The sequence below is a fragment of the uncultured Bradyrhizobium sp. genome (genome assembly GCF_936943645.1).
In the GTDB taxonomy this organism is placed as follows: domain Bacteria; phylum Pseudomonadota; class Alphaproteobacteria; order Rhizobiales; family Xanthobacteraceae; genus Bradyrhizobium.
This window is the reverse complement of the sequence record NZ_CAKZJO010000047.1, coordinates 19,117-37,446: the sequence shown is the minus strand read 5'-3', so window position 1 is coordinate 37,446 and position 18,330 is coordinate 19,117. Positions and strand designations below refer to the sequence as shown.

The 18,330-nt window shown below is 64.4% G+C and carries 16 protein-coding genes; 10 read left to right on the top strand and 6 right to left on the bottom strand.

The window, feature by feature from the left end; translation table 11 throughout:
• Nucleotides 1–84 precede the first annotated feature (84 nt).
• Nucleotides 85–693 carry a TetR/AcrR family transcriptional regulator gene (locus tag Q0743_RS07685; RefSeq protein WP_298240964.1) on the top strand — a complete coding sequence of 203 codons (609 nt, stop codon included), beginning with the start codon at nucleotides 85–87 and terminating at the stop codon, nucleotides 691–693.
• Nucleotides 694–757: 64 nt separating this feature from the next.
• On the opposite strand, the gene Q0743_RS07680 is transcribed toward Q0743_RS07685, so the two are convergent.
• A complete protein-coding gene (locus Q0743_RS07680) occupies nucleotides 758–1,435 on the bottom strand; it encodes a peroxiredoxin-like family protein (protein WP_298240963.1) in 678 nt (225 codons plus the stop codon).
• Nucleotides 1,436–1,531: 96 nt separating this feature from the next.
• On the opposite strand from Q0743_RS07680, the gene Q0743_RS07675 reads away from it, so the two are divergent.
• Together Q0743_RS07675 and Q0743_RS07670 are read left to right on the top strand one after the other, a co-directional pair.
• The gene (locus Q0743_RS07675) at nucleotides 1,532–2,413 is read left to right on the top strand and encodes a LysR family transcriptional regulator (RefSeq protein ID WP_298240962.1); all 882 of its coding nucleotides are present in this window, start codon (nucleotides 1,532–1,534) and stop codon (nucleotides 2,411–2,413) included.
• A 90-nt stretch (nucleotides 2,414–2,503) separates the two neighbouring features.
• Nucleotides 2,504–4,126, top strand: a complete 1,623-nt coding sequence (locus Q0743_RS07670) for an ABC transporter substrate-binding protein (RefSeq protein ID WP_298240961.1) — start codon at nucleotides 2,504–2,506, stop codon at nucleotides 4,124–4,126.
• Here the strand turns inward: Q0743_RS07670 and Q0743_RS07665 are convergent.
• On the bottom strand, nucleotides 4,121–5,518 hold the full coding sequence (locus Q0743_RS07665) for a glycoside hydrolase family 3 N-terminal domain-containing protein (protein WP_298240960.1): 1,398 nt from the start codon (nucleotides 5,516–5,518) through the stop codon (nucleotides 4,121–4,123). The two genes, Q0743_RS07670 and Q0743_RS07665, sit on opposite strands and share 6 nt — an antisense overlap.
• Before the next feature lie 189 nt (nucleotides 5,519–5,707).
• Here Q0743_RS07665 and Q0743_RS07660 point away from each other — a divergent pair, with 189 nt between their 5' ends.
• Genes Q0743_RS07660 through Q0743_RS07650 form a run of 3 tightly spaced genes read left to right on the top strand, consistent with a single transcriptional unit; the run spans nucleotide 5,708 to nucleotide 9,537 of the window.
• Complete coding sequence (locus Q0743_RS07660) at nucleotides 5,708–7,237, top strand: DUF4173 domain-containing protein (protein ID WP_298240959.1); 1,530 nt, start codon at nucleotides 5,708–5,710, stop codon at nucleotides 7,235–7,237.
• Between the two features lie 12 nt (nucleotides 7,238–7,249).
• Nucleotides 7,250–7,954 carry a response regulator transcription factor gene (locus tag Q0743_RS07655; protein ID WP_298240958.1) on the top strand — a complete coding sequence of 235 codons (705 nt, stop codon included), beginning with the start codon at nucleotides 7,250–7,252 and terminating at the stop codon, nucleotides 7,952–7,954.
• Entirely contained in the window at nucleotides 7,951–9,537 is a 1,587-nt protein-coding gene (locus Q0743_RS07650; protein WP_298240957.1) for an ATP-binding protein, read from the top strand. Before Q0743_RS07655 ends, Q0743_RS07650 begins: the two co-directional genes overlap by 4 nt.
• Here Q0743_RS07650 and Q0743_RS07645 read toward each other — a convergent pair.
• Complete coding sequence (locus tag Q0743_RS07645; protein WP_164718835.1) at nucleotides 9,534–9,674, bottom strand: hypothetical protein; 141 nt, start codon at nucleotides 9,672–9,674, stop codon at nucleotides 9,534–9,536. The genes Q0743_RS07650 and Q0743_RS07645 overlap by 4 nt on opposite strands.
• Before the next feature lie 79 nt (nucleotides 9,675–9,753).
• Here Q0743_RS07645 and Q0743_RS07640 point away from each other — a divergent pair, with 79 nt between their 5' ends.
• Complete coding sequence (locus Q0743_RS07640) at nucleotides 9,754–10,323, top strand: alpha-ketoglutarate-dependent dioxygenase AlkB (protein ID WP_298240956.1); 570 nt, start codon at nucleotides 9,754–9,756, stop codon at nucleotides 10,321–10,323.
• Nucleotides 10,324–10,524: 201 nt separating this feature from the next.
• Entirely contained in the window at nucleotides 10,525–10,938 is a 414-nt protein-coding gene (locus tag Q0743_RS07635) for a DUF3606 domain-containing protein (protein ID WP_298240955.1), read from the top strand.
• 92 nt (nucleotides 10,939–11,030) lie between these two features.
• On the opposite strand, the gene Q0743_RS07630 is transcribed toward Q0743_RS07635, so the two are convergent.
• Together Q0743_RS07630 and Q0743_RS07625 are read right to left on the bottom strand one after the other, a co-directional pair.
• A complete protein-coding gene (locus Q0743_RS07630; protein ID WP_298240954.1) occupies nucleotides 11,031–13,181 on the bottom strand; it encodes a methyl-accepting chemotaxis protein in 2,151 nt (716 codons plus the stop codon).
• Nucleotides 13,182–13,183: 2 nt separating this feature from the next.
• Nucleotides 13,184–13,507, bottom strand: coding sequence for a hypothetical protein (locus Q0743_RS07625; RefSeq protein WP_298240953.1), 324 nt, complete (start codon nucleotides 13,505–13,507; stop codon nucleotides 13,184–13,186).
• 417 nt (nucleotides 13,508–13,924) lie between these two features.
• Between Q0743_RS07625 and Q0743_RS07620 the strand changes: the two genes are divergently transcribed.
• Entirely contained in the window at nucleotides 13,925–14,854 is a 930-nt protein-coding gene (locus tag Q0743_RS07620) for a carboxylesterase family protein (protein ID WP_298240952.1), read from the top strand.
• Nucleotides 14,855–15,188: 334 nt separating this feature from the next.
• Nucleotides 15,189–16,412 carry an ABC transporter substrate-binding protein gene (locus tag Q0743_RS07615; RefSeq protein WP_298240951.1) on the top strand — a complete coding sequence of 408 codons (1,224 nt, stop codon included), beginning with the start codon at nucleotides 15,189–15,191 and terminating at the stop codon, nucleotides 16,410–16,412.
• 180 nt (nucleotides 16,413–16,592) lie between these two features.
• Here the strand turns inward: Q0743_RS07615 and Q0743_RS07610 are convergent, their stop codons facing one another.
• Entirely contained in the window at nucleotides 16,593–18,155 is a 1,563-nt protein-coding gene (locus Q0743_RS07610) for an adenylate/guanylate cyclase domain-containing protein (protein ID WP_298240950.1), read from the bottom strand.
• Nucleotides 18,156–18,330 lie beyond the last annotated feature (175 nt).

The following is an 18,330-nucleotide window of genomic DNA, read 5'->3' as shown; positions in this document are numbered from 1 at the left end:
GCATTGCTCATAAATTCTTAGTAGCAGCAATCTTGAACATTGTTCAATAGAAATTTGAGCGCTGCTCAAGAAATTAGGCTACCGATGTCTAAGGCGTTGGAACGTCGAGAGAAACTCCGCTCTGACCTGATCCTGGCGGCAGAGCGGATGATCGCCGAGCGCGGCTTGTCAGGGCTGAAGACCCGGGATCTTGCTCGCGAGATCGGCTGCGCCAATGGCGCGGTCTATAATCTCGTGGAGGATATCGACGAGCTGATCCTGCGCGTGGGCTCGCGCACGCTGCTCCGGCTCGACGAGGCACTCAGCACGGCGGAAGGCGCAGGCGAGCCCTCCCCGCGGGAGACGCTGGTCCGCATCGCCATCGCCTATTGCGATTTCGCGGCCGACAATCTCCAGCTCTGGCGAGCGCTGTTCGAGCACCGCATGGAGGCCGACAAGGTCGTGCCTGACTGGTCGGTTGCGGATCAGTTGCAGCTGTTCCGCCACATCAACAAGCCGCTGACCGCGCTGCTGCCAAAGCGGAGCCCGGAGCAGCTCGGCATCACCGCGCGCAGCCTGTTCTCGGCGGTGCACGGCATGGTGGCGCTGGGCCTGGAGCAGAAGCTGGTTGCCGTGCCGCTGCCGGCGCTACGCAAGGAGATCGCCGACCTCGTGCGCGCGACGATCGACGGATTGATCGCGCGCGAGCGGTAGCTTTTCACGGAAGGAGTTGATTGCCCCGCGCGCATCGACGCGCGGAGCAGTCACGGCGTTGGGTTCAAGCCGCCTTGCCGGCCCGCAGGCGGTCCAGCACCGGCAGCAGCTCCGACGGATCGGGACGCTGCGTGTAGTCCGGGTTCACCTCCGCATAGGCGATGATCCCGTCGCGGCCGACGACGTAACGCGCCGGCATCGGCAACACCCAGGCAGGATCGTCGTTGAAAACAGGCAGGTCGTTCTTGAACGATTTGTAGAGCGCGACGAGCTCGTTCGGCAGCGCAAAGCGGATACCGAAGGCTTCGGCGACCGCACTCCTGACGTCGCTCAGGATTGGGAAGGACAGCTTGTTGTCGCGCTCCGATTTCCGGCTGTTCGGCGCGGTCTGCGGTGAGATCGCGACGAGGCTCGCACCGAGGGCGACGATCTGCGGCAGCGCCTCCTGGAGCGCCTGGAGCTCGAGATTGCAATAGGGGCACCAGGCGCCGCGATAGAACGACACCACCAGCGGTCCCTTGGCGAGCAGGTCACGCAAGGCGACCGGCTTGCCCTCGGGGTCCTTGAGCGTGAAATCCGGCGCGGCATCACCGGCCTTCTTGGCGCGCTGCGCCTGACCGCTCGCGATCAGCTCGGCGGTCGCGCGGTGCATGATGTCGAGCACCTCCCGGCTGGGCTTGAGCGGCAGGCGGCCGCCTTCGAAATCGGCTTTGAAGGCATCGAGCTTGTCTTGCAGGGCCATGGCGAAACTCCATCGATTGCTTGGCCCGGCCTATCTGGATCATTTGCATTTAGAGGGGTATACCGCCCGGACGGAGAAGATCTATTTGGAATACAAATGAGTGATCGGCTTCAGGAAATGGCGGTGTTCGTCCGGGCCGCCGAATGCGGCAGCTTTTCCAAGGCGGCCCGCGAACTCGGCCTGTCCCAGCCCTCGGTATCGCGCATCATCGGCGAGCTGGAGGCGCGGCTCGACGTCAAGCTGCTGCTGCGGACCACGCGTCGCATCACCGTGACCGATGCCGGTGCGCTCTTCCTCGCGCGCGCCCGCGAAGTTCTCGCCGACATCGAGGACGCCGAGGACGCCGCGCGCGGCGTCGACTCGCTGCGCGGAACCATCCGCATCGCCATGCCGATCATGTACGGCATGCGGCAGATCATCCCGCGTCTGCGCAAATTCCTGGCGATGCATCCATTGCTCCACGTCGAGCTGTCGGTGGTCGACGAACGGCAGAATCTCGTTGCCGAAGGCGCCGACCTCGCCATTCGCCTCGGCGAGCTCGACGATTCCGCGTTCGGCGCCCGCAAGCTCGAAACCTTGCAGCGCCTGCTGGTGGCGTCGCCGTCCTATCTCGCCACGCGCGGCACGCCGAAAACGCCGGCCGATCTTGCCTCACATGATTGCATCTTCGGACCCGGTCATTCCGGCCGCGCGAGCTGGGTGTTCACGCGCAACGGCACGGCAACGTCGGTCGACGTGCGCGGCCGCATCCATACCGATTCAGGGCCGGGCGTGTTCGCCTGCGCCCTGGCCGGCCTCGGCATTTCGATGGCGACATCGGTGATGGCCGCCCCTGAAATCAAGTCCGGCGCGCTGGTCCCGCTCTTGAAGGGCTACAGCGCCTCGTTCCTCGACGTCCATGCCGTTTTCCCGGGCGGCCCGCGTCCTTCGACCAAGATACGCGCGCTGGTCGACTTCCTGGTGGAGGAGTTGAGATAGGCGCGGAGCCGCTTGCGGTACCGCGACGCGCTCTGGTGGCACATGCTTTGCCTCTCGATCCCGAGACAACTCTCTCTCTTGGGGGCAGCGATGAGCGACTCAAACTTCCTAATCAACCGACGTCGCGTTGTTCTCGGCGGCCTGACCGCAGCCGGAATGACAGCCATCGCCTCTCCCCGCGCCTCGGCGCAGGGGCGCAGCGAGACGCTGCTGGTGGTGCAGGAGCTCGGGCCGAACTCGCTCGACATGCAGGGCGTCGGCTCCAACCAGACCGTGAACGGCCTGTCCTGGAATTGCTACGACCGTCTGCTGAGCTACGCCTCGAAGACGCTGCCCGATGGCACGCTCTCGTACGACCGCGAGAAGCTCGCGCCCGAGCTCGCCGAGAGCTGGGAGGTCGCCGCCGACGGCATGTCCTGCACCTTCAGGCTTCGCAAGGACGCCAAATTCCACGACGGCACGCCCGTGACCGCCAGGGACGTCAAATGGTCGTTCGACCGCGCGGTGAAGGTCGGCGGCTTTCCGACCTTCCAGATGTCGGCGGGATCGCTGGAGAAACCCGAGCAGTTCGTCGTCGTCGACGACCACACCTTCCGCATCGACTATGTCCGCAAGGACAAGATGCTGCTGTTCAACGTCGCGGTGGTCGTGCCCTTCATCATCAACTCGGAGCTTGCGAAGAAGAACGCGACGGCTGAAGACCCCTGGGCTTTGGCCTGGCTCAGGACCCACGAGGCCGGCGGCGGCGCCTACAAGATCGAGAGCTGGAAGCCCGGCAGCGAGACCGTGCTGACGCGGTTCGACGACTGGAAGAGCGGCCCGCTGCCGAAGGTGAGGCGCGTGATCGCGCGCGACGTTCCCTCCGCCGGCACCCGCCGCGCCATGCTGGAGCGGGGCGATGCGGACATCTCCAGCGGCTTCGCGCCGCGCGATTTCGAGCAGATCATTGGGGAGGGCAAGGTCAAGGTCTCGGGCGTGCCGATACCGAACGCGCTCTGGTACGTCGCGCTCAACACGGCGAAGCCGCCGTTCGACAATGCCAAGCTGCGCCAGGCGATCGCCTGGGCCATGCCCTACGAGCAGATCCAGAGCAGCGCATTCTTCGGACGCGCCGTTCCGATGTATGGCGGAGCGGCGGAGGTCTCAAAGCCGGTCTGGCCGCAGCCGTCTCCCTATGTCACCGATCTCGACAAGGCCAAGGCGTTGATGAAGGAAGCCGGCTTCGCGCAGGGCCTTGAGACGACCTTGTCGCTCGACACGGGCACCGCGACGGTCGGCGAGCCGACCGCCATCCTGATCCAGGAGAGCCTCGCCAAGATCGGTATCAAGGCGGCGATCGAAAAGATCCCCGGCGCGAACTGGCGCACGACGCTGAACAAGAAGGAGCTGCCGCTCGCGCTCAACCGCTTCTCAGGCTGGCTGGATTATCCCGAATATTACTTCTACTGGAATTTCCACGGCAACAACTCGATCTTCAACATCTCCTCCTACCAGAACAAGGAGATGGACGCGCTGATCGACAAGGCGCGGTTCACCGCCGATGCGGCGGAGTACGACCGGGCAGTGAAGGACTTCATCGCGCTCTGCATGCGCGACGTCCCGGTCATTCCGCTCAACCAGCCGATCCACGACGTCGCGATGCAGAAGGCCGTCACCGGCTACGAGTTCTGGTTTCACCGCGAGCCGGACTATCGCCGGTTCGCGAAATCATAGCCTGGCGCGCCGAGAACCCGCCGTGTTCGCATCGTCATGGCCGGGCTTGTCCACGTCTTGCCTCTCTGCACCAAGAACGTGGATGCCCGGGACAAGCCCGGGCATGACGAGACGTTGCAACCGCGCCTCGCTCGCGCGCAGCATTACCGCGTCGAGCTTGCCCTGCCGCGATCCGTCGAGAGCGCAGGCAAAGACGCGGTAGAACTGCGCGCCGTCATAGGCGACCAGCAGCATGTCGACGCCGGCATTGACGGCCTCGACCACGGCCTTGCAGACGTCATTCTGGTAGATCGCGCCCATCACGAGGTCGTCGGTCATCACCATGCCCTGGTAACCCCATTTGTCGCGGACGATGCCGTCGACGACGCGTTTCGAATGCGACGCGGCGTGATCGGGATCGACGGCGGTCAGCGTGACATGGCCCACCATCAGCGCGCTGCGCGAATGCGACAACACCTCGCGGAACGGCAGCCAGTCGGTCACCTCCAGCTCCCTCACCGGCGTGTCGAGATTGGCGCTGAAATGATGCGTGTCGGTGCGGACGCGACCGATGCCGGGGAAATGCTTGAGCGTGGCACCGACGCCCGACTCTTCCAGCCCGCGCACATAGGCGCTTGCAATCGTGCTGACGACCATGGGATCGGTGGCGATCGCGCGCTGGCCGATCAGCGTGTGGAAGTCGAGCCGGTTGCGCCGCCGCGGCGGCTTGAGGTCGAGCACCGGGGCAAGGTTGAGATTGACGCCCAAACCCGAGAGCTCGCGGCCGTGGATGCGGCCGAACTCTTCCGCCTTCGCCTGCTGGTCGTCGGGCGCAAGTCCGGCAAGCGTTGCCAAGGCCGGCACTTTCGTCAGCGGCGGCGCGAGATGCCCGACGATGCCGCCCTCCTGGTCGGCAGCGACGACCAGCGGCGGCAGGCCGGCGGCGCGCCTGACATCCTGGAGCGCAGCGATCTCCGCGCGCAGCGCCTCGATGCCTCGGCCCCGAACGTTGTGCCGGGTCACGTAGACGCCGCCGATCAAGCCCTGCCCGGCGAGGTGCGCGACCTCGGAATAGGAGGAATAGCCGACCATGAAGTGAGGCCCGAGCTGGCGCGCCTCGCCGGCACTGGCGGCCAGGACCTCGTGCTTGCGGAGCTCGAACTTGAGATGCGCCGCCGACATCAGGAGCGGCGGCAGGCACCAGAGCACGACGAGCATCTTGCCGGCGATGCTGCGCCAGCTTCCCCGCCACAGCAGCACGGCGACGATCAGGATACTTGCGACGACAAGCGCGATGTTTCCGGCGCCGCGCAGCACGAGCAGATAGGGATCGTTCTTGTTTGCGGCCGCGAATGCGGCAAGGGGCGCGGCCAACCAGAGCAGGATGAGACCGAGGCGACGAAGGAATTGCATGATGTGCCACATGCGATGAGGGACGAATGCTTCGCACCTATCAAAGCGATTTGCGTTCCGCGAGAGGCAAACGCGCGCCTGCACGAAATCTGCAAAAGACTCCTGAAGCCCTGCAGACGGCGATCCCGCCTTCTGCACAGACGACGTTCAGACTTCGTGATGCCAACCATCATGAAAGGTCATACCGATATGACAAGCCTGGCTTCGACGATCGTAGAAGAGATCAAACCGATCGGTCATTCCTCGATCCCGGCCAAGGTCGGCCTCGCGCTGGTGCTGGCCGCACTCGCGGACTGGCTGTTCTACGGACAGCGGATCGGGCTATCGCTGACGCTGTTTGCGATCGCGCTCGCCGCCGTGTCGGCGCTCTTCAATCGCGACGCTCTCGACTTGCGCCGCGCCATGATCGGTTCGGCCATTCTCGCCGCCGGTCTGGTGCCGGCCATGGAGGAACTCAACACGCTGTCGTTCCTGATCCTGATCGCGTCGCTGGCGATTGCCTTGCTGCTCGTGACCAATGCGGAAACAACCGGGTTCGCTGACCGCCTCCGCGCGCTGCGCAATTTCGTCCTGCTCGGACCCTTCAGGTTCTTCCTCGATGCGCCCCAAGCGTTCAACGCCTCGGCACTGACCCGCAGCATCGCACAGTGGCTGCTTCCTGCGGCACTCAGCGCGGTCTTCGTCGCGCTGTTCGCCGCCGCCAATCCGGTGATCGAGCAGTGGGTGTCCCTCCTCAATCCGAAGCTCATCCTCCAATATATCAGCGTCCCGCGCGTGCTGTTCTGGGCCTTGATGCTGGCACTGGTCTGGCCCTTCATCCATGTGCGCTGGCGGAGCAAGACCATCGTCACCACCGCCATCGCGGATGGCCCCCTCCCGCCGCCGCTGCCGCCGCTGGTCTCAGTGGAATTTCTTGGTCCCTCCACCATCCTGCGCTCGCTGATCCTGTTCAACCTGCTGTTCGCGGCGCAGTCCGTTCTCGACGGCATCTATCTCTGGGGCCATGTGGCACTGCCGGATAATCTGACCTATGCGGGCTACGCCCATCGCGGCGCCTACCCGCTGATCGTGACCGCCCTGCTCGCCGCGGCTTTCGTGCTGGTGGCGATGCGCCCGGGCGGGCCGGCCGAGAAGTCCAAGGTGATCCGGCCGCTGGTCTATCTCTGGGTGGGGCAGAACGTGCTTCTCGTCGCCTCCTCCATCCTTCGCCTCGACCTCTACGTCGACATCTACATGCTGACCTACTGGCGGATCGCGGCCTTCATCTGGATGGGGCTGGTCGCGCTCGGACTGGTCCTGATCGTGACCCGCATCGCGCTCAGCCGATCCAACCAATGGCTCGTGGGCGTCAATCTGATCGCGCTTGCGATCGTGCTCTATGGCTGCGCGCTGGTGAACTTCGACGCCTTCATTGCCGACTATAATGTGGCGCACAGCAAGGAAGCTTCGGGAAAAGGCGTGCAGCTCGACACCAATTACCTCCTCTCGCTCGGGCCGCAGGCGCTTCCCGCGATCGACAAGGCGATCGCACTCCTGGCTGGCGCGAAGGGGAGCGATCTGTCGGCGCGCAGCTACTGCCTTGTGTCACGGCGCGACCGCCTTGTAGAACAGCAGCGCCAGGATCTGGCCTGGCGGAGCTGGGGCTTTCGGAGCTGGCGGCTGCAGCGCCGGCTGGATGCGCAGGCAACAGATCAGTCCGGTAGCCGGCCGGCAGGGTGAGCGGAGAGTTCCTTGGCGCATCGCATTCTCATCGTCGACGACGAGGGCCACATCCGCGAGGTCATCCGCGTCGCCCTGAAGAAGGCCGGCATGGACGTGATCGAGGCGCGCGACGGCAAGGAGGCGCTTCTCCGCGTTGCCGCCGACAAGCCCGATCTGATCGTGCTCGACATCGGCATGCCCGAGTTCGACGGCCTCGACGTCTGCCGCGAGGTCCGCAAAGTCTCCGACGTGCCGATCCTGTTCCTGTCGGCGCGCGATGAGGAGATCGACCGCATCCTCGGCCTCGAGATCGGCGGCGACGACTACGTGACCAAGCCGTTCAGCCCGCGCGAGCTGGTCGCGCGGGTCAATGTCATCCTGCGCCGGCTCAGCCCGCGCAACGGCGATGCCAAGGCGGGGCCGGCCGCGCTTGTCCAAGGCGGCCTGCTGATCGATCCCGAGCAGCATGTCGCGACCTTCGCCGGCACGCCGCTGAAGCTCACCGCGATCGAGTTCGGCATTTTGCGCGCGTTCCTGACCCGGCCGACCTCGGTGTTCAACCGCGAGCAGCTGATGCGGGCGGCCTATCAGCTCAACATCCAGGTCTCCGACCGCACCATCGACAGCCACATCCGCAACATCCGCGCCAAGCTCGCGGCACAGAAATGCGAGAACGTGATCGAGACCATCCACGGCGTCGGCTTCAAGCTCGGCCGCTGCGAGCAAGAGGTATGAGCTCGGCGCCCGACAAATGGCGGCCCTCGCTCGCTCTCGTGATCTTCACGGTGCTGGCGACGGTCGCGATCCTGCCGCTGGTCGGCCTGTTCTTCTTCCGCCTCTATGACAACCAGCTGATCCGCCAGACCCAGGCCGAGCTGATCGCGCAGAGCCGGGTGCTGGCGACGATCTATGCGCAGGAGGTCACGGCGCGGCTCGACAGCGGGCTGACGCTCGGGGCCGAGGTGCCGCCGAACGTGCTGCCCGATCCCGGCGACCAGGTCACGCCGATCCGGCCCGCGCTCGACCTCACCGCCAACGACCTATTGCGGCGGCGGCCCGATGCGCAAGCAGCAAGCCACCCGGCACAAGCGGCCTATGTCGAGATCGGCGCAAGGCTGACACCGATCATCCGCGAGACCCAGAAGGTGACGCTGGCGGGCTTCCGCATCCTCGACCCGCAGGGCGTCGTCATTGCCGGACGACAGGAGGTCGGACAGTCGCTCGCCCATATCGAGGAGGTCGCGGACGCGCTGCACGGGCAGTACCGCGCCACCTTGCGCAACCGCGTGCCGGACAAGCCGCCGCCGCCGATCTATTCCTTCAGCCGCGGCCTCGGCGTCCACGTGTTCTCGGCGATGCCCGTCATCGTCAACAACCGCGTCGCCGGCGTGATCTATACCACGCGAACGCCGAGCAACATTTTCGATCATCTCTACCAGGAGCGGGCCAAGTTCGTGCTGGCCGGGCTTGCCGTCATTCTCGGCACGGTCGCGATCGGCCTCGTGTTCTCGCGGACCATCACCCTGCCGATGCGCGAGCTGATCGACCGCGCGGCCAGAATCGGCCGCGGCGACCGCGAGGCGTTCCAGCCGCTCCGGCATTACGGCACGCGCGAGTTCGCCCAGCTCTCGCACAGCTTCCTCGGCATGGCCGAGCAGCTGGCGCGGCGCTCCGACTATATCGCGACGTTCTCGGCCCACCTCACCCACGAGCTGAAATCGCCGCTGACCTCGATCAAGGGTGCCGCCGAGCTGCTGCAGGATTCCTATCAAGGTAAGGCCGAGGGCCTGACACCGGCGGAACAGAAGACGTTCATTGCCAACATCCTCTCCGACACAAAGCGGCTGGAGGCGATGGCGCAGCGGCTGCGCGAGCTCGCCCGCGCCGAGAGCCTGCCCCAGAACGAGCGCACCGAGCTGGCACCCGTGATCGCCGAGCTCAGGAGCCGGTTTCCCGCAAGCGATATCTCGGCCAGCGGCAGCCTCGACCGCCCCATCGGCATGTCCGGCGAGAAAGCGCTGATCGTGCTGTCGCATCTCGCCGACAACGCGGTGCGGCACAAGGCTGGGACAATCAGGCTGGAGGCGACCTTCGAGCGCACGAGCTTGCGTCTGACGGTGAGCAATGACGGCGAACCGATCTCGGCGCCCAACCGCGACAGGATCTTTGATGCGTTCTTCACCACCCGCCGCGACCAGGGCGGTACCGGGATGGGACTTGCGATCGCGCGCGCAGTGATGGCGAGCCATGGCGGCTCGATCAGGCTCAAGCCGACCGCCGAGGGGGCGGCCTTCGAGCTCCAGTTTCCCGCAGCCTAGATGGCAAATACCCAGGCGGCGACGATGGTGCCGATGGTGACCAGACCGGCGATGGTCCAGCCGGCGGCGTATTCCAGCTCAGGATGACCGGTCGCCCGCATGATCTCTGCCGGATCGGCGGTATGCTTCTGTGCCATGACAGCCTCGCACGTTACTTCCCGCGTCATATGTAAGTCGCATCAGCCGCCAATAGGTTCCATCACGGAAATGCGAGGAATGACGCAGCTTGGTTTGTTCACCGAACCGGAGGCCGGTCCGGCCGGCCTTCGCTATACTGATAATTTTATCGAGCCTGCCACCGAGCAGGCACTGATCGGCCGCATCGCAGCATTGCCGCTGCAGCGTTTCCAGTTCGGGGCGTTCGAGGGCAATCGCCGGGTGGCCTCCTTCGGCTACCGCTACGACTACACGCTGCAACGGCTGACCGAGGCCGACCCGATCCCGGACTGGCTCCCGCCGATCGCGCGTCGGGCCGAGGCATGGGCGGGCCTGCCGGAGGGAAGCGTCCGGCAGGTGCTCTGCACCGAATATGAGGTCGGCGTCGGCATCGGCTGGCACCGCGACAAGCCGCATTTCCGGGAGATCCTCGGCCTGTCGCTCGGCGCGGCCTGCAAATTCCGCTTCCGCCGCCGGAGCGGCGACAAATGGCAGCGCCACAGGCTCGAGGCACAGCCTCGCTCGCTCTACATGATGGAGGACGAGGCACGCTCGCAATGGGAGCACAGCATCCCGCCGGTCAAGTCACGCCGTCACTCCATCACATTCCGGACGATGAAGCCGGTGTGACAGTTGGCCCGGACCAAAATTGCGAAAACAACCCCATGCACAGTAGAAGCCGCCTTCCGGCATGAGACGAGGCCGCGTCGCGCAACGGCTTGACTCATCGGTGCAAAACGGCCGCCTGGCGCAGCCGGCGCGCGGCTCGCACCTTGCCTTCCGAATCCGGTTGCATGCTAGAGTGGACGCATTCCATGGCAGGAGGGAAGCATGGCCGACAACAAGGCAAAGCGCGGCGGAGCCGATCGGGCGCTGATTGCGCTCACCGAGAAATACGAAGTCGCCTACTGGTCGAAGAAGTTCAAGGTGACGCCGGCCAAGCTGAAATACGCCGTCAAGAAGGTCGGCCATTCCGCCAGGAAGGTCGAGGAATACATCCAGCTCCAGAAGCACCGCGCCGCCGACAAGAGCCGGATCGCGCTGAGCCAGCCCTACGAAGTCCGGTACTGGTCAAAGAAGTTCAAGATCACCCCGGCAAGGCTGAAGCTCGTGGTCGGGGTGGCCGGCCATTCCTCCAAGAAGGTCGAAGCCTATCTCGCCGCCCAGAAGGCGGCGAAGAAGAAGGCAGCCAAGAAGACGGTGAAGAAGGTCAAGAAGACCGCCAAGCGCAAGAAGACCGCCTAAGACCTTCCTCCCGGGAGCGCCGACCTGCCGCACGGGGCGGCAGTCTCTGCCGCGGCGACATGTTCGCCGCAGCTGCCCGTTACGTCCTCGAACTAAGCCGCGCGGATATTCGCCAGGAACTGATCGACTTCCGTCTTGAGCCGATTGCTCTCGACCGAGAGCGACTGCGCCGAGGAGAGCACCTGAGACGAGGCCGATCCCGTTTCCGAGGCGCCACGCTGCACGTCGGTGATATTGGAGGACACATCCTGCGTGCCCTGCGCCGCCTGCTGCACGTTGCGGGAGATTTCCTGGGTCGCGGCGCCCTGCTCCTCCACGGCCGCAGCGACCGCTGCCGATATCTCGGACAGACGTCCGATCGTCATTCCGATCGTCCCGATGGCGGTCACGGATTCCTGGGTCGCCGTCTGGATGCCGCTGACCTGCTGGCTGATCTCTTCCGTTGCCTTGGCAGTCTGCTGGGCCAGCGCCTTCACCTCGGAGGCCACCACGGCAAAACCCCGGCCGGCTTCGCCGGCGCGCGCAGCCTCGATCGTCGCGTTCAGCGCCAGGAGGTTGGTCTGGCCTGCGATGGTATTGATCAGCTCGACGACGTCGCCGATCCGGGCGGCGGCTCGCGACAATTCGCTGACACGGTCGTTGGTCTGCCGGGTCTGTTGGACGGCCTCCGCCGCCATCTTGGCGGAGTCCTGCACACGATGGCTGATCTCCGTCACCGACGAAGACATCTGCTCGGTCGCCGAGGCGACGGACTGCACGTTGGTGGAGGCCTCTTCCGAAGCCGCCGCCACGGCCATCGATAGTTGCTGGGTTGATTCAGCGGTGTTCGTCAACGTGCCGGCGGAGGCTTCGAGTTCCGTTGCTGCGCAGGCGACGGTCTCGATGATGTTCCCCACGGCGGCTTCGAACTCGCCTGCCAACCTGTGCATGTCGGCCTGGCGCTGGGCGGCGGCGCGCGTCTCCATATCTCTTTGCGCCTCACGGTCGAAGCCGAGCTTGGCCTGGAGCGCCTGAAGATTGCGCAGTGCCACGCCCACTTCGTCGTCTCGTTCGACATTGACGCGGCTATTGAAGACGCCTTGCGCGATCTTCGACATGATCTCGTTCAAATGAACGAGCGGCCTTGCGATGGCGCGGATGGTCGCGAGCGAGAACCAGGCTGCCGAGAGCAGGCCAAGGCACAGCGCGGCAATCGCGGCCATCTTCGCGACGAAGAAGATGCCCTCCGCTGCATCGTATTCGGACTTTGCTTCCTTGACCTGGATCGCGACCAGCCGGTCCATGTCAGCCTTCGCAGCCTGGAAAAGGTCCGCAGCCCTGCCGGTCATATGGACGTTCAGCTCGTCATATTTTCCGTTGGCCAGCATCGCGAGCGCGGGCTTGAGGCCGTGATCGACATATTCGATGCGCTTCGGGGTGAACGACTCCGCGACCGCCTTCTCTTCCGGGGTCAAGTAGGTGGACATGTAGTCCGACCAGAGCTTGCCGATCCTCTCAATGTTGGCCGAGACGGCACTCTGGACCTCCGCGGGATCGCGACGGTTGCGCCCCTCGATGGCGGATCGAAGCATGACGAGGGAATTGTCCTTCATGCGGTCGTTGATCTCGAAGAGCTGGGCGAGAGGAACCGAGCGGTCCTCATAGATCGACTTCGCACGCTGATTGACCTCGCTCATGCCGGCCAGGCCGACCACGCCGATGATCAGCATCGCCGCTGCCAGGACGCCGACCATCGTGGTCAGGCGTGCCTTGAAAGACCTCGTGAACGGAGCAAGGACGTCGAACATCGAGCGCTTGCGGATCATGCCCGCCTCGATCTTGAAGGCGCCCGCCTTCTTGTCACGGATCGCGGCGTAGACCTGTTCGGCCTGTTCGCGCTGCTCCTGCGGAAGCTTGGTGCGGATCGACATGTAGCCGACGACCCGATCGCCTCCCCAGATCGGCGTGGCGCTCGCCAATACCCAATAATAGTCGCCGTTCTTTCGCCGATTCTTGACGGCGCCAGCCCAGGGTTTGCCGCTCTTCAGCGTCTCCCAGAGATTGGCAAAGGCCTCGGGGGGCATATCCGGATGCCGCACGATGTTGTGCGGCTGTCCGGCGAGTTCCTGCTCGGTGAATCCCGAGGCCTGGACGAACTGGTCGTTGAAGTAGGTCAGCTTGCCCTTGAGATCGGTCTTGGAGACGATCAGGGTCTCATCGGTGAGCGGGTACTCGGTGGCGGTAACAGGCAAATTGGTTCGCATCGTTATCTCTCGGACGAAGAAGGGCGACGGCCATGGTCGGTTGGCGAGCCGAACTGGAGCAGCAGGATTTTCAGTTGCGCGACGTCCAGCAGGCGCTGGGTGAGCTCGATCCGCTCCGCGAAGAGCTGGCGCATCCTTGCATCGTGAATTCGCGGTTCGATGGCGCGCGCGTGCTGAATGGCGAGTTCGAACTGCCCAGTCAGCAGGCTGAGCGCGTCCCGCGCGCTCGCGCATAATGCGGCCGTGAGATGAGCGGCGGACTCGCCGGCCTGTTTCGGCAATTCGGGGGCGCCGTGCCCCGCGTGAAATTGAATGACATTCATCATGCTGCGTTCCCGTGGCGGAATATCCGCCGGCGGGATCGCTCGTATCCTATTCGAGTTATCAGTGTATTTGACCGATCTACGACACTCCGGCCGGATTCTGTCACGCGCGTTAAGCTGATGCTGGCGTTTGACGGTAACGTGGGGCGCTTCTCTAAAACGGAGCTAAGATGACTATCGAAAATCGGCAATCGATCGCGTGCCGGGTGCGTCTGCTTAGGACTAAAGGCCAAAGCTCCGCCAAGCCCGGGGGCAATAATTTTACAGTTGCGTTGCAGTTGGCGGGTGCCCGAATCCGGCGCCATAACCGGCCGAGGGTGACGCCGCGAAATTGCCTCAAGCCGAACTAACTATTGAGGCGAATTGAAAAGACAGGCCACATCAACGAGCCAAAATGAGCCCCGCAAGGCCGGCATCCCCATGAAGAATTGTCTGACATTTTTCCTGCTTCTGACCACGACCGCGGCCTCCGCGCACGGGCCTTTGCCAGCCCGGCTCTCGCCGCCGTCCGATCTCGTGCAAGTCGGCCTCACCGATTCCGACACCACGGCCGGCGGCACCGCTCGGCTGTGCGAGCAGGTCACCTTCTCGCGCGGCCTGCGCTATGGCGAGGGCGAAGCCAATGTGCTCGATGTCGCCACCAGCGCGACCAAGGCGGATACGCCGCGGCCCGTGCTGCTGTTCGTGACCGGCGACACTTTCACTGGCGACCGCGGCGCACCTGAGCTGTCGCGCCAGATCCAGGACCAGGCGATGTGCTTTGCCGCGCGCAACGACATGATCGGGGTCCGCGTCAGCTATCGCCTGGCGCCCGCAGCGACCTGGCCGATGGGGGCGACCGACGTGGCGGCGGCGTTATCCTGGGTTCACGGCAATATCGACCTGTTCAACGGCGATGCCCGCGAGATCGTTGCGGTCGGCTACGGCGCCGGCGCCTTCCATGTCGCGACCCTGCTGGCGCATCCCGAGCTTCAGACCGACCGCGCCGATGTTGCCGCCGTGGTGCTGGTGTCCGGCATCTACCGCGCCGGCAAGGATGCGAGCGACAGCGAGAAGGCCTATCTCGGCAGCGACGCCGGCCAGTACAACAAGCGCTCGGTCTTCCCGGGCATCCTCAACGTCGATGTGCCGATCGTGCTGGCCTGGGCTGCAGACGATTCCGCCGGCACCGTCGCACAGGGCGAAACCTTGAAGAAGACGCTCTGCGGTGCCGGCCATTGCCCGCGCAGCGCGCTGCTGCGCAGCCGCGACGGCATTGCCAGCGCCTTCGGTCTCGACGGTTCCGGCGACAGCCTCGCCGAACCGACCCTGCTGCTGGTGCATCAGCTCGAAGCGCGGGGGCTGCCGTAACGGGGCAAGAACTACAAATCCCAAGCGCGACACAGTCCATCACCGTCATCCTGAGGTGGCCGCTCCTTCAGCGGCCCTCGAAGGACGACGGCCGAGGTCCCTTCCGCGCGGTTGCGGCGGGGGCCGTTCATCCTTCGAGGCTCCCGGCGCGATGCTTTGCATCGCGTCACTCGCACCTCAGGATGACGGGTTGAGATATGGGCGGCCCGGTCAACATGCCTGCCGTTTCGTTCGGCTCAACAAGCCACACGATTGCCAAACGCTTGACCTAGATCAACTCGCCTTGGTGTGGGCTGAGCCGATCTCGTTGGGGGCCAACGACAAGGTGTCGAGCATGCGCGTCACCGGCAGACTGCTATTCGCTTTGATCGCCGCTCTCGCCTCACTTGGGGCGATGTCACAGCAACACGCCGAACAGCCGACAAGCGACAACGAAATCCGCGTCGGCAATGTCATGCCGTATTCGGGACCGCTCTCGGAATTCGGCGCGATCGGTCAGGCTGAGGCGGCCTATTTCGACATGATCAACGCGCGCGGCGGCATCAACGGCCGCAAGATCCGCTTCATCACGCGCGACGACAATTCCGATCCGGCGACGGCGCTGGAGCTGACGCGCAATCTGGTCGAGAAGGACGACGTGCACCTGATGTTCGGATCGTTCGGCACGCCCGGCAATCTCGCCACGCGCTGGTACCTGAACGAGAGGAGGATTCCGCAGCTGTTCGTCGCATCCGGCGACGAGGAACTGAGCCGGGCCGAGAAGTTTCCCTGGACCATGGGATGGCAGCCGTCGTTCCGATCGGAGGGGCGCATCTACGCCAATTACATCCAGGCCTATTATCCCAGGAAGAAGATCGTCGTGCTCTGGCAGAACGACCAGTTCGGGCGCCAGCTCTACAAGGGCATCCAGGAAGGCCTCGGCGACCTGAACCGTCATGTCCTCGTCGACATCGCCTTCGACATCAACGACGCGCATCTCGAGGCGCATGTCTCGATCCTCAAGCGCGCCGGCGCCGACATCTTCGTCTTCCTCGGGGTTCCGTCGACGGCGTCCCAGGTGATCAAGCTGGCCGCGTCACTGAATTGGCATCCGGTGTTCATCGTCAACGATGCCTCCGCCTCGATCGCCAATGCGATGGCGCCCGCGGGCCTGGAAAACTCGGCCGGCGTGATCTCGGCAGCCTTTCTGAAGGATCCGAGCGATCCCGCCTGGAAGAACGATGCCGGCATGAAGGAATGGTTCGCCTTCATGGACAAGTACCACCAGGTCGAAAGCACCAACAACAGCGCCGCGCTCTACGGCTACGCCGCGGCCGAAGCGCTGACGCAGGTGCTGAAGCAATGCGGCGACGACGTCTCGCGCGAGAACATCATGCGGCAGGCGGCTTCGCTGAAGAGCTTCAATCCCTCCGTCGCGTTGCCCGACATCAGGATGAGCACCTCGCCCAGCAATTATCTGCCGATCAAGCAGATGCGGCTGGTGCAGTTCGACGGGCGGTCGTGGCAGCCTTTTGGCGATGTGATCGAGACCGCGTTCACGGAAGGGATGGCACGGTGAGAGTTGGTCTCTTACCCTCCCTGGAGGGGGAGGGTCGGCTCATGTTGAGCAAAGCGAAACATGAGACGGGGTGGGGTGACGGTCCATCCGCACCGAACGCTGCCCGTGGGGAGAGATCACCCCACCCCGCTCGCGCTTCGCACGATCGACCCTCCCCCTCCAGGGAAGGGTGAGAAGCCCTCACGCCGGCTTCAGTGAAGCCAGGGCGCTCTCCAGAAGCGCGCGCACATGGGCGGCGTCGCCGGATTTGACCACGGCGGGATCGAGATAGAGTTCCAGGCCCGGTGCGCGCTCGGTGATGACGCCGCTGCTCTCCGCCGCCGCATCGTTCAAAGCATCGACCGAATACGGAATCACCTCGCGGCTGATGCCTTTCATCGTGATCGCCGGCAGCGCGTGGGCGCGGACGATGTCGCTGACCAGGGCAAAAGTCTCATAGCTCAGCACGATGCCGCCTGGCTCGGCGATCGACTGCAGGCGCGCGGCGAGGTTCGCTTCCGCACCGATGATGGTGTAGTCCATGCGGTCGGTGCTGCCGAAATTGCCGACATTGCAATAGCCGGAGTTGATGCCCATGCGCGAGCGGAACGGCTGCTCGATGCCGGCGGCACGCCATTTCGCGTTGAGTTCGGCAAGCCGCTGCTGCATGCGCCAGGCCATCTGCAGGCAGGCCTGCGCATCGGCGCGATCGCCCCTGGTCTCGGGATCGCCGAAGAAGATCAGCATGGCATCACCGATGAACTTGTCGATGGTGCCGCCATAGTCGTGGGCGATCGCCGACATCTCCGTGAAATATTCGTTGAGGAGCTGGGTCAGTTGCTCCGGCTGCAGCCGCTCGGCGGTCGCCGTGAAATTCTGGATGTCGGAGAAGAAGATCGTGAGCTTCTTGCGCTCGGTGTGGATGGTGACGTCCTTCTGGCCGGAGAAGATGCTCTTGTAGACCTGCGGCGGGATGTAGCGCGAGATCTTCATCGACAGCGAAGCCAGGAAGTCGTTGGCGGATTCCAGCTCCCTGTTCATCGACTTGATGCGGCCGGCCTGCCGGCGCTGCAACGACAGAAACGCCAGTCCACTGCCGGCTGCGACCAGGAAATAGGCCAGCAGGAACTTGAACGAGAAGATGTTGGCGGCGATCGGCTGCGCGATGATCACCTCCTGGATGCCTCTGACGTCGCCGACCTTCCAGTCCTTCTTCGGGCTCTCGGGGTGGCTGTTGTGGCAGCTCACGCAGGCCGGGCCCATCGTGACGGGCGCGACCAGACGGACCTTGTCGTTGAACAGCGAGGTCTCGGTCTCCACGATCTTCTGCTCGGGATCCCTGCGCAGCGCGTCGAGCGCGTCCTTTTCGAACCTGTCGAGCTGATGCGGCGCGCGGTTCTGGAACGGAAAGTCGGAGACGAAGCGGTAGGTGATGTTCTCCTGCTGCGCGCCGATCACACGGCCGAGTTCCAGCGACAGCGTCGCCGGAATCGGGATCGCGCCGGGAACGGATTCGTAATTGTGCACCACCTTGGTGGTGCCATCGGGGTTCGCCAGCACGCGCCCGACCACGTTGGAGGCGTAGTAGCTGCGCACGCTGGTGATCACCGAATTGAGGTCGATCGCCTGCCGGCGCAGCGCGGTCTTGCTGAGCTCGGTCAGGTCCAGCCATACCGCGACCGGCAAAGCGAGCAGGAGGAAGACGATCACGGCCCCGATGAGGATGCCGTTCTTGCGCTGCTCTTCGGAGATCTCTTGTTTCACACTGTGGCTCCGTCGTGTGCGATTTTGTCGCAAATGCCCGGGATTTGCGGCAGGATGCAGCGGCAAGAACCCAGAAAACGCCGGTTCGCGCAACCCCATTTTATGGTGGTCGGACCAGGCGCCTTTTCGTTTCATCACGAACGTCTAAGATCGGCATCAACCACTGTTGATCATC